We start from the raw sequence: 13,972 nt of genomic DNA, 5'->3' as shown, positions 1-13,972 counted from the left end.
TTTACAAGGCATGCTTGTTTTTCTATCGTCATACGATAGTATTTTTCGATTCGACTTTATTCACCAACCCGGACCGGCACCATGAGCGACACCCCCCGCAAAAAACCCGAAGAATTGCGCAGCCAACAATGGTTTGGCCGACAAGACCGCGATGGCTTTGCCTACCGCAGCTGGGTCAAAGGCAAGGGTGTGCCGCACGACCAATTTGACGGGCGCCCTGTCATTGGCATTTGCAACACCTTCAGCGAACTCACCCCTTGCAACTCACACTTTCGCACCCTGGCCGAACAGGTCAAGATCGGCGTGTATGAAGCCGGTGGTTTCCCGCTTGAATTCCCGGTGATGTCCTTGGGTGAAACGCTGCTGCGGCCCACCGCGATGCTGTACCGCAATCTGGCCAGCATGGATGTCGAAGAAAGCATCCGCGGCAACCCGATCGATGGCGTCGTGCTGCTGATGGGCTGCGATAAGACCACACCCAGTTTGCTGATGGGGGCATCGAGTGCGGGCCTGCCCAGCATTGGTGTATCGGGTGGCCCCATGTTGAATGGCAAATGGCGTGGTCAAGAGCTGGGCTCAGGCACCGGCGTATGGAGCATGAGCGAGCAAGTGCGCGCAGGCACACTGAAATTACAAGACTTTTTTGAAGCCGAAAGCTGCATGCACCGCAGCCACGGCCACTGCATGACCATGGGCACCGCCAGCACCATGGCCAGCATGGTCGAAGCGCTGGGCATCGGCCTACCCGGCAACGCCGCCTACCCCGCCGTGGATGGCCGCCGCAACGTGCTGGCACGCGAAGCCGGTCGCCGCATTGTCGAGATGGTGCACACTGACCAGACCATCACCAAGGTGCTGACCCGCGAGGCCTTTGAAAACGCCATTCGAACACTGGCCGCCATTGGTGGTTCAACCAACGCGGTGATCCACCTGATCGCTATTGCTGGCCGTCTGGGGCTGAAGCTCACCATCGACGACTTTGAACGCCTGGGCAGCGACCTGCCTTGTCTGCTCAATCTGCAACCCTCGGGTGAGTTCCTGATGGAAGACTTCTGCTACGCCGGAGGCCTGCCTGTCGTGATGAAAGAAATCGAGCACCTGCTGCACAAGGACATCATCACCGTCACTGGCAAGAGCGTGGCTGAAAACATTGCCAAGGCCGAAAACTACGACCCGCGTGTCATCAAGAAATTTGATGCGCCTTTTAAGGAAAAAGCCGGCATTGCAATCTTGCGTGGCAACCTGGCCCCCCGTGGCGCGGTCATCAAGCCGAGCGCCGCCACACCCTCATTGATGGTTCACACCGGTCGGGCCGTGGTCTTTGAAGACAGCCATGATTTCCACAAGCGCATCGATGACGAAGCTCTGGACGTGGACGAAAACTGCATCCTGGTCCTGAAAAACTGCGGCCCCAAGGGCTACCCCGGTATGGCCGAAGTAGGCAACATGCCGCTGCCCCCCAAAGTGCTGCGCAAAGGCATCACCGACATGGTGCGCATCAGCGATGCGCGCATGAGCGGCACCGCCTACGGCACGGTGGTGCTGCACACCACCCCAGAAGCGGCAGCAGGTGGACCGCTGGCCGTGGTGCAAAACGGTGACATGATCGAATTGAATGTGCCCGAGCGGAAACTGCAACTGCTGATCAGCGACGAAGAGTTGTCCAGGCGCTTGGCCCTGTGGCAAAAGCCTGAGCCCGCCATGACATCGGGCTACTGGAAACTCTACATCGACCACGTTTTGCAAGCTGACGAAGGCGCTGACATGGACTTTCTTGTCGGCCAGCGCGGCGCAGCCGTGCCCAAAGACAACCACTGAAACAAGGAGACATTCATGCGCATTTTGATCACCGGCGGTGCAGGGTTTTTGGGCGCACGCCTGGCCCGCGAAATTTTGAAGCGAGGCCACCTGAATGGGCAAAGCATCACGGAGCTGGTCATTGCCGACCTGTTTCCTGCGCCCACTGATTTGCAAGCTGACCCTCGCGTCAAAAGCCATGCAGGCCCGATGCTGGAGCAAGGTGACTTGTTCAAAAGTGGTTTCGATGGCGTGTTCCATCTAGCCTCTGCTGTGTCTGGCGAATGCGAACTTGACTTCGATCTGGGCATGCGTTCCAACCTGGACAGCACACGCTTGCTGCTGGACAGTCTTCGCGCTTCGGGCAAAGTGCCACGCTTGGTGTTTGCCAGCTCGGTGGCGGTGTTTGGCCCCGATGCTGCCAACCCCATGCCCGACAAGGTGACAGACACCACCCTGCCCTCACCACAGACCTCTTACGGCACGCACAAGCTGATGCTGGAGTACCTGGTGGCGGATTGCACCCGCAAGGGCTTCATCGATGGCCGCGCGGCGCGCCTGATGACCGTGGCCGTTCGCCCCGGCAAACCGAACGGTGCAGCCTCCTCGTTTTTCAGCGGCATCATCCGCGAGCCCCTGGCGGGCACCCCCACCACCTGTCCGGTAGACCCCGATGTGTCGCACCCGGTTTCATCGCCTGGCAACACCATTCACGGCCTCATCACTGTGTTCGAGGCCAGTCGAGAGGCCTTGGGCGGACGCATGGCGCTGAACCTGCCAGGCTTGAACGTGAAGGTCAGTGACATGCTGGCCGCACTCGAAAAAGTGGCCGGCCCTGCCGTACGGGCTCGGGTGAAGTTCGAGCGCGACGAACGGATCGCGGCCATTGTGGCCAATTGGGCCAAAGGCTCAACCTCCGACCGCGCCAATGCCCTTGGCTTGAAAGCCGATGCCAGCTTTGAGGCCATCATTGAACAGTACATCGAGGACTGCAAAACCAGACCCGGTTACCCGGCCGAGGCCCTGAACGGGCTGAAATGAGTTGACTGAACACGCCACCTCATGGCCCGGCTGAGGTGGCCTGTTTCCGCGCATTAAAAATGTGTGCTGATCGCCCCGCTGATGCGGCCATCCTCTTCGATCAGCGCCATCCAGCGCCATTTGTCAAACGTGGTGCAGGGGTGAGAAATGCCCAGAGCCACCCGGTCTCCGACCTGCGGCCAAACCCCATCGGGTGCAAACACCATGTGGGCATGCTGATCGCTGAGCGTCTTCACCTGCCAGCTGTCAGGCGTGGCCTTGAGGGCATCGGTGCCGCTTTGACCCTTGGCCGCCCAACGCACGGGCATGGGCATGCACTGGTCATACGACAGATCACGCCGCCCAGCGCTCAAGATGGCCAAACCCGGCTCAGGCACCGACTGCACCATGGCCCAGACTTCCAGTGCGGGCTGCAGCGAGGCACTCAAGCCTTCGCGCGTCTCCACCAGCTTGAGGTAGCGGGCATAGTTCCAGTGGTCGTGCGTCACATAACAACCCGAGCGCAACACCCCTTGCACTGGGCGGCTTTTGACCTGCAATTTCAACATCGGAATCACCAAATCAAAAACAGCCGAGCCACCCGCAGACAGCAACACCTCTTGATTGCCCCACAGGTTTTGATCATCCAGTTGCTGCACCAGGGTCTGAACGCTGCGCACCAAGGCGCTCACGGCTTCGATGTCGTGTGCACTGTCGCATCGGCCCAAACCGCCTTCGTAGCACTCCACACCCCCCAGGCAAACCACCTCCGAATGGGCCATGGCCTGGGCCAAGGTGAGGGCCTGTTCGTGCGTTCGGCAGCCCGTGCGGTAAGCGGCGATGCCCAGCTCCAGCAACACATCCCAGCAGCGCTTGTTCTGGCGACGCAAGCCCCAGTCGGCCAGGCGCGCCAACTGCGCCAGCGAATCCACCAAGAACCACACCCGGGCCTGTGGGTATTGCCGCAGCAACCCGTCCAGCCCATCAAGGTCGGCATCAGACACCAGCTGGTTGGCGATGATGGCGCGCTGCGCTCCCGCGGCCAGGCCCACGCGCAACTGGTGCACATTGGCAAAGGTCAGCCCCCAGGCACCCGCCTGCAACTGCATGCGAAAAAGCTCAGGCGACATGGTGGTTTTGCCATGTGGGGCCAATGCCACGCCCTTGCGCTGCACGAAGTCCTGCATCCAGGCCAGGTTGTGCGTGAGCGCAGATCGGCGCAATGTGGCCACCGGGTAAGACAATGTGTCGTCCAGCAGATTCCAGCCACGCTCACCCAATTCAGTCAGGCTGCAGGGCTTGCCTGCCAGGGGGAAACCTTTGCATGCTGCGTCCAGTACGAATTCGTTTTCCATGTCCCTGTGCCCCCTTCATTCCTGATGCATGATCTGATTCATTCGGCTGCCATTCTCCCACTGCACACTGAGAAAACCTTTATTTTTTTGCCATGACATCCCCACTGAAAACACTGGACATCGTCGCCCTGGGTGAAGCCATGGTCGAGTTCAACCAGACCTCAAACTTGCCACCTGACGAAGCGCCGCTTTACCTGCAAGGTTTTGGAGGTGATACCAGTAACGCGGCCATTGCAGGCGCTCGCGCCGGGGCGCGAGTGGCCTACCTCAGTCGCCTTGGCACAGACCGCTGGGGTGACCGCCTGATGGATTTATGGCAACGAGAAAGCGTGAGCACCCGCAGCGTGCTGCGCGATGGGCAGGCGCCGACCGGCATGTATTTTGTCAGCCACGACGCGCAAGGTCACCACTTCAGCTATGCACGCGCCGGATCGGCCGCGAGCCGCATGCAAGCGCAAGACCTGACGCAGCACTGGGCTGAGGCTGTAGCAAGCAGCCACTGGCTGCACCTGTCAGGCATCAGTCTGGCGATTTCGGCATCGGCTTGCGACACCGCATTCGCCACCATGCAATATGCCCGCAGCACGGGCACGCGCGTGGCACTCGATTCCAATTTGCGTTTGTCACTGTGGCCATTGGCCCGCGCACAGGCCTGCATCCGCCACGCCGTCAGCCTGTGCGATTTGTTTTTGCCCAGCCTAGAGGACATGACTGCACTCACAGGCCTCACCCAAGCGCAAGACATCATCGGCTGGAGCCACGCCCAAGGTGCAGCTCAAGTGGTGCTCAAGCTGGGCGCTGAAGGCGCGCTGGCGAGCGATGGCCAAAGCCTTCGCCAAGTGCCAGGCCACATGGTCAAAGCCATCGATGCCACCGGTGCTGGCGATTGTTTTGCAGGCAACTTGCTGGCGCGTCTGGCTGCTGGCGACGACCTGTGGGGCGCCACCGCCTATGCCAACGCTGCAGCCTCCTTGTCGGTCCAAGGCTTTGGCGCTGTGGCCCCTTTGCCTTACCTTGATGCGGTGATGAACGTCCTGAAACCCACGGCAAAGGTCACACCAGCATGAGAGCCTTGATCACCATCGACTGGGGCACCTCTTCTTTGCGCGGCGCACGGCTTGACGCCGCTGGCCAGGTGCTTGAGTCACGCGAGTTCCCACGCGGCATCATGAGTGTGCAGCCGGGTCAGTTTGAAGCTGTGTTCAACGAACTCTTTGGCGACTGGATGCAAGCGCCCGGTGCGTTGTGCCTCATCTCGGGCATGGCAGGGAGCCGCCAGGGCTGGCAAGAAGCGCCTTATTGCCCTTGTCCCGCAGGCTTTGCCGAGTTGGGCCAGCACCTGCTGTGGCTGCAAGCTGACCGGATCGCCCTGGTGCCAGGACTGAGCTGCATGGCCGATGGCCCCTTGGGCATTCCCGACGTGATGCGCGGCGAAGAAGTACAAATTTTTGGCGCGTTGCAACTGGCCAGGCGCGACAGCGCCACGCTGGTGCTGCCCGGAACACACAGCAAATGGGTGCAAGTGCAGGCGGGCCGCGTCACGCAATTTCAGACTTTCATGACCGGTGAAGTCTTTGCCCTGATGAGCCAACACTCTATTTTGGGTAAGACCCTGGATGCACACGGCGCCTTCGATGAAGCGGTCTTTTTACAAGGCATTGACCAAAGCCAACAAGCTGGCAGCGTGCTGCACCACCTGTTTGCGGTGCGCACACTGGGCTTGTTTGAACGCTTGCCCGCCGTGGCTTTGTCCAGTTATTTGTCGGGTCTGCTGATTGGTGAAGAACTGCGCACGCAAGCCTTGTCAACCGACTGCACCCCATTGATCCTGATCGGCAGCGAGGCACTCACCCTGCGCTACGCCCTGGCCCTGCAACACCTGAACATCGACTGCCAAAGCCAGGGGGCCGAGGCCACCTGGGCTGGACTGTTCGCACTGGCTTCCTTTTACCTTGCCGCTTCTCAGTGATCCACCCCATGAACACTTTTCCACCCGCCCTCATCACGTCACAAACACCGGCTGAAACCCTGGCGCAGGCCATGGCCCAGTTGCCGCTCATCGCCATCCTGCGCGGCCTCACACCGGCCGAAGCGCCCGGCATAGGTCAGGCACTGATCAGCAGTGGCTTTGCCATCATCGAAGTCCCCTTGAACTCACCCGAGCCCTTGCAAAGCATCTCCCTGTTGAGCCAACAGTTTCCACAAGCCCTGATGGGTGCGGGTACGGTGCTCAACGCACAGCAAGTGAAAGACGTACACGCTGCAGGTGGTCGACTGATCGTCTCACCCAACTTCAATCCAGTCGTGGTGGCGCAAGCTTTGGCGCTGGGCATGGTGGTGCTGCCTGGTGTGTGCAGCCCCAGCGAAGCCTTTGCGGCACTGGCCGCAGGGGCACACGGACTCAAACTGTTCCCCGCCGAGATGATTTCTCCGGCCACGGTCAAAGCCCTGCGGGCCGTCTTGCCCCCACAAGCAGCCCTGATGCCCGTGGGCGGCATCACGCCCGACAACATGGCCGCCTACCGCGCTGCTGGTGCCAACGGATTTGGCTTGGGCTCGGCACTGTATGCACCAGGCCGCAACGCCGATCAAGTCAGAGAAAAAGCCATGGCGTTTGCCAAGACCTTTTGCCATTGAGCCAGCGCACGAAGTTCAGAGGCGAAGGCGACCGAACAAGAGTTGCACGTTGGACCGCAGCGCCCAGGACGGCTTGGAGGCTTGTCACCATTCGATCGGCAACCAGCCCCTTTATCGATAGAAACACCGATTAACCCCAGCTCAGAGTTGTGGTCAAATCACAGTTATTGAATAAATAAATATGAACCCCTAAGCGCCGCCCCCTTTTACACAAGCAACCCGCTGTAAATTAACCCCTGCCCGCTTTCGGATTTTGTATTTTTAAATCTTGCACCTGGTCACCATTTATGCCATCCGACTCACAAAAAAGCATACCCAAAACCCATCAAAAACCGGAAAAAGAATTGGCAACACGTGTCAAGAAAAGCACCACACGGCCAAGCTTGAAGGCCCCGCCTCTCGCCCTCTCCAAGACCGCACAGCCCCGGCAACGAAAAGCACAAGCCGCGTCCAAATCAGACGTTGAGAGGGAAGAGCCCTCTTTGTATGGCCCAGACATCGGACGCCGCATTCGCAACTTGCGGCACATCAAGGGCTTGACGCTCAAAGATTTGGCAGTCCGCACCTTTTGCTCTGAAAGCATGCTTTCCAAAGTCGAAAACGGCAAGGCGCAGGTGTCCCTGACCTTGCTTCACCGCATTGTTCACAGCCTTGACATCACCATCACCGCCTTGTTCAGCGAATCCCGGGCAGATCAAGGTGTCGTGACCCGGGCCAAGGAGAGATCCACATTTCGCATTGATGCCAAAGGCTCCCGGCTGGAGCGACTGGTACCCCCCAACCTGGGCCATTTGCTGGAAGGAAATTTGCACATCCTGGAACCGGGTGGTGGCAGCGACGGCATCCTCATGCACGAAGGTGAAGAGGTTGGGTATGTGCTGAGTGGCGCGCTGGCGTTGACCGTCAGCGGCGTGCAATATTTGCTGTATGCCGGTGACTCGTTTGTCTACCGGTCCGAAGAGCCTCACAGCTATCTCAATCCCGGCGAAGTCACCACCCGGGTTTTGTGGGTGAGCACGCCCCCCACTTTCTGAGCGTCCTGCCAGTTGCGATCCACTGGACACCGGATCAAGCCAGCATGTTCCGAATGCGTTGTGCCATGGCCAACAACTGGCGGTCACTGTGACGGCTTCCCATCAATGACAAGCCCAGGGCTTTGCCATCCAGCACCGCAAGCGGCATCGTGACCTGCGGCAAACCCGCCATGGAGGCTATGCAGAGCAGACTCATGGCGTTGGTGCGGTCTTCATCGCTGCTGGCGTGGCCTTTTTGGGGGGCCAGGTAGGACACCGTGGGCATGCAGATCACGGCATCGTCCAAATAGGCATGAACGACTTCGGCATGCTTGAGCATGCTGGCTCGGGCATGCTTTGCCTCTTCATCCTGAATGGTCGAGGCCCACTCAAAACGTTCTTTGATGCCAGGCCCCAAGCGGGGTTTGTGGCTTCGAATCCAGGCACCATGAGATGCCCAGGCCTCGTGGCCTTGTACACAGCGGAACGCATCTTGCCAAGCTTGCAACCGGTCTTGCGAAAGACTGGCATGCGTCACCCCCTGAAAAGAAGGCACGATCCGATCAATCAGCACTTGCAAGGCCGAACGGAAACCAGGCTGGACACGCAGCCAGAGGTCCTCGGGCAAAGCCAGCTTTAGCCGATCGGGCGGGGCAAGTTTCTGATCAGCCGGCAAGACCACCGAACCCACTTGCACCAAGTGGTCAGCATTTTTAGACATCCATCCCGGCACATCAAAACTGGGCGCCAGCGGCACAACGCCTTGGCTGGACAGTGCGCCATGGCTAGGCCGAAACCCCCAAAGACCACAAAAACTGGCGGGCAAGCGCACCGAACCCGCGGTGTCTGTTCCGACTGCAAAATCACACAAACCTGCAGCTGCCGATACCGCAGCCCCAGAACTCGATCCACCCGGAATGCAGTCCGGGTTGTGGGGGTTAACTGGGGTGCCGTAATGGATGTTTTCACCGACCAGACTGTAAGCAAACTCTTCGGTGATGGTTTTTCCAACGATGCAAGCACCGGCATCCAGCAGCGTCTGAACCAGTGGTGCGTGACGGTCGGGCACCGCGTGGGATGTCAACCAATCGGGATTGCCTGCGCCTGTGGGGTGACCCGCCACATCAAACAGGTCTTTCACGGACATGGTCAAACCACTCAGCGGACCCTTGACTTGGCCTTCTAACTGGAATATTTCACCTGGAACAAAGGCATTCCAATTTTCGATAGTTTTCAAGCTGTCTCCAATACCCGAATGGGTTGTTTTTTCATCGCTCAACTTTTGATGCGAAATAGTTTCAAGGCATTTCCACCCTTGATCAAATCGCGGTCTGAATCGCTGATGTGACCCACATCCTGAATCAATTTGACCGGATTGTCTTCACCCATGTCGAATGGGTAATCGGTTCCGAGCAAAACATGTTTGGCACCCCAGCGGTCCACCAAATTGCCCAAAATACGGGCATCGTGGGTGATGGTGTCGAAGTAGATTTTCTCCAGGTAACTGGAAGGCTTTTTCGTGATGACTGTCCTGGCATCTGCCCGGGCTCGCCAGGCGTGGTCCATCCGGGCCCAATAACTCGCAATATAGCCACCGCCATGCGAGGCCAAAATTTTCAGCTTGGGGTATCGCGCCAGCACGCCGTCAAAAATGAGATGCCCAAGTGCCAGACTCGTCTCCAGCGGATTGCCCATCACATTGTTGAAGTAATGTTCCACAAAGCGCTCGCCTTGCGAGAACCCCATGGGGTGCAAAAACACCACAATGCCCATGTCCTGGGCTTTGGAAAAAAACTTCTCCAGCTTCAGGTCAGGGTCGGTCAAATTTTTACCGTTGACATTGGTGCATATCTCAACACCCCGAAAACCCAACACATTGACGGCGTATTCCATTTCCTGAATGGCGAGGTCAACGTCTTGCAGGGGGACCGTGCCCATGCCCACAAACCGATCTGGTTGCTGGGCCACCACGCGCGCAATGCTTTCGTTGACATCACGGGAAATCCGAGCACCGAGTTCAGGCTCGGTAAAGTAAAAATACTGCCCCGGCGCAGGTGAGATCACCTGAACATCAATGCCCATTTTGTCCATGTCCTTGAGCCGAACAGCCACTTGGCTGAATTTGGCGCCCCGCTCCTGGATCTGCTTCATGTTGACTTGGCGCGACAGTTCAGTCGCGTAAACAGCGGTGGCATCGTGCTTGAAAGGATGCAAATGCGCGTACTTCGCACCCACCTCAGGACTCAGGTAGTGGCAGTGCACATCCACCACCTTGGCGGATGCAGCTCGCTTGACTGACAGGCTTTTGGAGGCTTGTGCTACCGTCTTTCGACTGGCCGTAAGCGCTTTGCCTGCTGCCTTCACAGGCGCAAAAAGCCCAGGTGCTGCGCCAGCACCCGCCGAGTGCATGTGTGCAGAATTTTGACAAGATGATGAGCAGGTGTAGAACATGTTTAAACCAGACATTAAAAGAAATCAGCAACAGCTTTTGCTTCACTGCTGCACGCTCAAGAAACACTCAATCCGTTGCAATCGTTGTAAGACATCGGCCATCTATTGCGCATCCCATACCAACTGTGTTACACGCTCAATGGTCAAGGGCAAGTGCCTTGCCCGGATGCCAATGGCCCTGAAAAGCGCATTTGCAACAGCCGCGGGAACGGGGCCGGCAGCCACTTCACCACTGCCCAGACTTTGACAATCCGGTCGGTGCATCACATGGACTTCAATGGCGGGTATTTCGCTGAAGGGGATGATCGGATAGTCCTCCCATGTGCGCGAAGTGATGCCGTCATGGTCCCACTTGACTTGCTCCTTGAGTGTCCAACTCAGGGACTGCACGATGCCCCCTTCGATTTGATTGATCAAGCCATCTGGGTTGACCACCAGCCCAACATCGACCACTGCCCAGACTTTTTCAACGGTCACATTTTGATCGACCCGAATCAAGGCGGCGACCGCACAATAGCCTGCTGAATTTTTGTAACGTCCAAAGCCCAAACCCATGCCATGAACACCATCGGGTTCTCCTTGTTGATGCCAACCGGACACAGCAGCAAGCTTTTCCAAAACAGCCACTGCGCGGGAATCACTCAGGTGTCTCAGGCGAAAATCCAGCGCATCCACCTCGAGCTTTTCCGCCATTTCATCCATGAAAGATTCAATTGCAAAAAGATTGACAAACGAACCTAAACTGCGCAACGCCGAAGTGCGAAAATTCGCATCGGGTATGAAACAGTAATCCACTTGCTGATGGGCAAAGTCATACAAGGCAATGGCATTGCGGTGTCCACCACCGGCAGGCAAAGGCAGATCGGCAGGAACAGGCTTTTCAGGCCCCTCCTACATCTGCCAAGCCCCCAGCAGATTCACCCCTGCGCCTCCCCCGGGGCGGTTCAGATGCGAGTGGCTCCAGACTGACAGATGCCACTTGGAAATCCGTCCTGCCGAATCCACACCGGCCTGAATGTCCACCAGGCTGGGGGCACCCAGCGGGGACGCTGTCATTTCGTCCTCTCGCATCCATTGAACGCGTATCGGGAAACCCAATTTGAATGCAATGAATGCGGCATCAAACGCCACATCGTCTGCACCGTTGTGGCCGTAACAACCTGCACCGTGCGCGTGAAAAACCTGAACCGCATCGAGGTCCAGGCGAAGCGCCTTGGAAAGGTCAGCACGAAGGGGGAAAACCCCTTGCGTATGAGACCAGACACTCATGCGGCCATCCACAAAATGGGCCAAGGCACACGACGGACCGATCGACGCATGCGCGATATAGGGCCTTGAAAAACGCGCCTGATGCACCATGATCGGCGCCTTGCTGGTGCCATGTTCGTGAACCGTTTTCGACTCGCCCGCCAAGCCCAGCATGAGCGCCTCAATGTCTGAGGCGGGTGGGAGGGGGTGCTTCAGCGAAAAATGCACCAACCCACGGGCTTTGTTCAAAGACCCGACCAAGCTCGCTTCATCAGGCCCGACAACCGCCAAAAAATCGCGCGAATGCACCACATGGCTGATGCCGGGCAACTCCGAAATGGCCTTTGCATCCACATACTCAATGGTCGATTCACCCACTGGACCTCGAATCATTCTGGCGTGCAACATGCCGGTCAAAGTGACATCGTGAATGAAGCCGGTGCGTGACAGCTTGTGGATGAAATCAGGTCGCTGAACGCTTTGCCCAACCCATTTTCGGGGGGGATTTGTATTGGATGCTCTGATCGGTTGCGCCAAATCCACCCGGTCCGACAAAGACCAATAACTGCAAGTCTGCTGTGTCCGGGCACTTGAAAAAACACCTCTTGCCAGCTCAATGTGCTCTGCTGCCACTGCAAGCTCCTTGACCGCTTGCGCCATGAAAAGGTCGCGGGCAAACAAACAGGCCATGCGCACCGCGCTTCCGCCCTGATCGATGCTCTGACTTCCCGCCGTTTGTCCTTCGTCAGGACCCCAAAGCGTGTTGCCACCTTCAAATTGCAGCTGATCAGGGTCTATGCCCAAGGCATCACAGGCTATTTGTTGAAGCGCAATTTCGACACCCTGACCCAGCTCGACTTTGCCCGAATGCAGCGTGATCGGATCCGTTGCACTAAAAAACAACCATTGCACAAGTTGAGGATTTTTTTCAATGCCTGGCGGCATCAAGGGCGAGGACATCTCAGGCTTTCCAAAAATGCAGGTTCATCATCACGGCAACCATTCAAGCATCGACAGGCACTTGAGAATTCAACATGGCCAATCTTTGCTTGGCAAGATCAACCGCCTTAATGATCCGGGAGTGGGCTCCGCAGCGACACAAATGACGGTCCAGTGCAGCCAGGACTCGGTCTTGATCTGGCTGGAGGGTCTGCTGGAACATCACGATCACCGAAACCAGAATGCCATTGATGCAATAGCCACATTGCGCAGCCTGAACATCGATGAAAGATTGGCGAACCACTGCGCCCACTTGGCTGGCGACCAAGTGCTCAACCGTTTCCACCGTCTGGTTGGCAACCGACCCCAAGGGGGTGTCGCAAGATGCCACCGCACGTCCATTCAACGAAACATGGCACGCACCGCAGTGGCCACTGCCGCAACCAAAGCGCGTTCCCTTGCTTTGAAGCTGATGACGCAAGGCGTATAAAAGCGGTGATTGCTGGTCGGCTTCGACGGATCGCCGTTCACCGTTGAAATGAATGGGGGTCAGCATTTGGATTCCACAAGACCATCCGAACATGATGCGGACTTTCCGGCAGCTGGCTGGGGCAACATCGACCTGAGCAGCAAATGAATCACCGAACTGTCCAGGTCACCATGACCATCTTGGTAAGCCATGTTGTAAAGCGCTCTGGCTTGGTCAAAAACCGGTGATGGTGCACCTGCCGCTGACACGAAATCAGAAATGATACCCATGTCTTTTTGCCAAAGGTGCATTGACATCATGGGTGAATAATCGGCCGCCACCATCCGGGGGCCTCGCACTTGCCACATTCTGGACTGTCCTGCACTGTCACCAATGGCGGCAAGAACAAGGTCCAGGTTCAGTCCTGCTTTTTCTGCCAGCACCAAGGCCTCGGCAGCTGCTGCGTTGTGTATGGCCACCAAGTAATTGGCAATGAGTTTCAATTTCATGCCGTTGCCAAACGCACCCAAATAAAACTGTTTCCTTGAAAATCCCTCAAGAATGGCCGTGACTTTTTTATAAGCTGCCAACTGACCACTTCCATAAACCACCAAGTCTTTGGTCTGCGCCTGTGACCCCGTCCCGGACAAAGGACAGTCCAGCAATACGATTCGGGCGGGGCTGAGAATTCGCCGAGCCGTCATTTTGTCTTTGATGGGCAAGGTGCTCGTTTCAACCCACGTTATGCGCTTGTGCGCGGACGCAGCCAGCGAATGGGACACAGACAGCAAAGCCTCGGTCGAGGGCAGCGAACTGATCAAAACATCGGCGTTTTCAGCCACTTCCTGGACGGATTGCCCCACTGTGGCCTTGGCTTTCTTGAGCAGTTTTCGCCTTGAAGGATCGATGTCGTAGCCGCACACCCCAAAACCGGCCCGCTGCAGGTTTTGGGCCATGGCCAAACCCATCACGCCTAATCCGATCATGCCTACGGTGGTCATCTATGGGTTCAATGAAGTGGCTGTCAACAAGGCACTTGGTTT

The 13,972-nt window shown here is 57.5% G+C and carries 12 protein-coding genes and 1 pseudogene; 6 read left to right on the top strand and 7 right to left on the bottom strand.

All coding sequences use genetic code 11. The features are described from left to right. Positions 1-81: 81 nt before the first annotated feature. Both B9Z45_RS09930 and denD read left to right on the top strand, forming a co-directional pair. Positions 82-1,818: an IlvD/Edd family dehydratase gene (locus B9Z45_RS09930; protein WP_108407068.1), complete on the top strand. Its 1,737-nt coding sequence runs from the start codon at positions 82-84 to the stop codon at positions 1,816-1,818. Positions 1,819-1,833: 15 nt separating this feature from the next. Next, a complete protein-coding gene (gene denD / locus B9Z45_RS09925) occupies positions 1,834-2,838 on the top strand; it encodes a D-erythronate dehydrogenase (protein WP_108407067.1) in 1,005 nt (334 codons plus the stop codon). Positions 2,839-2,891: 53 nt separating this feature from the next. Here the strand turns inward: denD and B9Z45_RS09920 are convergent, their stop codons facing one another. Further along, positions 2,892-4,172: an amino acid deaminase gene (locus B9Z45_RS09920; RefSeq protein WP_108407066.1), complete on the bottom strand. Its 1,281-nt coding sequence runs from the start codon at positions 4,170-4,172 to the stop codon at positions 2,892-2,894. Between the two features lie 92 nt (positions 4,173-4,264). On the opposite strand from B9Z45_RS09920, the gene B9Z45_RS09915 reads away from it, so the two are divergent. From B9Z45_RS09915 to B9Z45_RS09900, 4 genes are all read left to right on the top strand, one after another. Next, on the top strand, positions 4,265-5,239 hold the full coding sequence (locus tag B9Z45_RS09915; protein WP_108407065.1) for a sugar kinase: 975 nt from the start codon (positions 4,265-4,267) through the stop codon (positions 5,237-5,239). After that, positions 5,236-6,141: a 2-dehydro-3-deoxygalactonokinase gene (locus tag B9Z45_RS09910; protein WP_108407064.1), complete on the top strand. Its 906-nt coding sequence runs from the start codon at positions 5,236-5,238 to the stop codon at positions 6,139-6,141. The genes B9Z45_RS09915 and B9Z45_RS09910 overlap by 4 nt, the downstream gene beginning before the upstream one ends. 8 nt (positions 6,142-6,149) lie before the next feature. Beyond that, positions 6,150-6,809, top strand: a complete 660-nt coding sequence (locus B9Z45_RS09905) for a 2-dehydro-3-deoxy-6-phosphogalactonate aldolase (RefSeq protein ID WP_108407063.1) — start codon at positions 6,150-6,152, stop codon at positions 6,807-6,809. Positions 6,810-7,153: 344 nt separating this feature from the next. Further along, complete coding sequence (locus tag B9Z45_RS09900; RefSeq protein ID WP_233252157.1) at positions 7,154-7,843, top strand: helix-turn-helix domain-containing protein; 690 nt, start codon at positions 7,154-7,156, stop codon at positions 7,841-7,843. Between the two features lie 34 nt (positions 7,844-7,877). Here B9Z45_RS09900 and B9Z45_RS09895 read toward each other — a convergent pair whose 3' ends face one another. From B9Z45_RS09895 to B9Z45_RS09870, 6 genes and pseudogenes are all read right to left on the bottom strand, one after another. Beyond that, positions 7,878-9,059, bottom strand: a complete 1,182-nt coding sequence (locus B9Z45_RS09895) for an amidase (protein ID WP_158270403.1) — start codon at positions 9,057-9,059, stop codon at positions 7,878-7,880. A 38-nt stretch (positions 9,060-9,097) separates the two neighbouring features. Then, positions 9,098-10,231, bottom strand: a complete 1,134-nt coding sequence (locus tag B9Z45_RS09890) for an amidohydrolase family protein (protein ID WP_158270402.1) — start codon at positions 10,229-10,231, stop codon at positions 9,098-9,100. Between the two features lie 144 nt (positions 10,232-10,375). Beyond that, positions 10,376-10,828, bottom strand: coding sequence for a molybdopterin cofactor-binding domain-containing protein (locus B9Z45_RS17395; RefSeq protein WP_233252163.1), 453 nt, complete (start codon positions 10,826-10,828; stop codon positions 10,376-10,378). A 102-nt stretch (positions 10,829-10,930) separates the two neighbouring features. Further along, positions 10,931-12,466 (bottom strand): annotated as a pseudogene (locus B9Z45_RS09880) (molybdopterin cofactor-binding domain-containing protein); the annotation flags it as partial. 58 nt (positions 12,467-12,524) lie between these two features. Continuing rightward, entirely contained in the window at positions 12,525-13,016 is a 492-nt protein-coding gene (locus tag B9Z45_RS09875) for a (2Fe-2S)-binding protein (protein WP_158270400.1), read from the bottom strand. Next, positions 13,010-13,930 (bottom strand): NAD(P)-dependent oxidoreductase, encoded by a 921-nt coding sequence (locus tag B9Z45_RS09870; RefSeq protein WP_108407056.1) that lies wholly within the window; start codon positions 13,928-13,930, stop codon positions 13,010-13,012. Before B9Z45_RS09870 ends, B9Z45_RS09875 begins: the two co-directional genes overlap by 7 nt. Positions 13,931-13,972: the final 42 nt, after the last annotated feature.

Source organism: Limnohabitans sp. 2KL-17 (assembly GCF_003063415.1).
Taxonomy (GTDB): domain Bacteria; phylum Pseudomonadota; class Gammaproteobacteria; order Burkholderiales; family Burkholderiaceae_C; genus Limnohabitans_A.
Note: the sequence above shows the minus strand (reverse complement) of the source record. Positions and strands in the feature narration are given on the sequence as shown.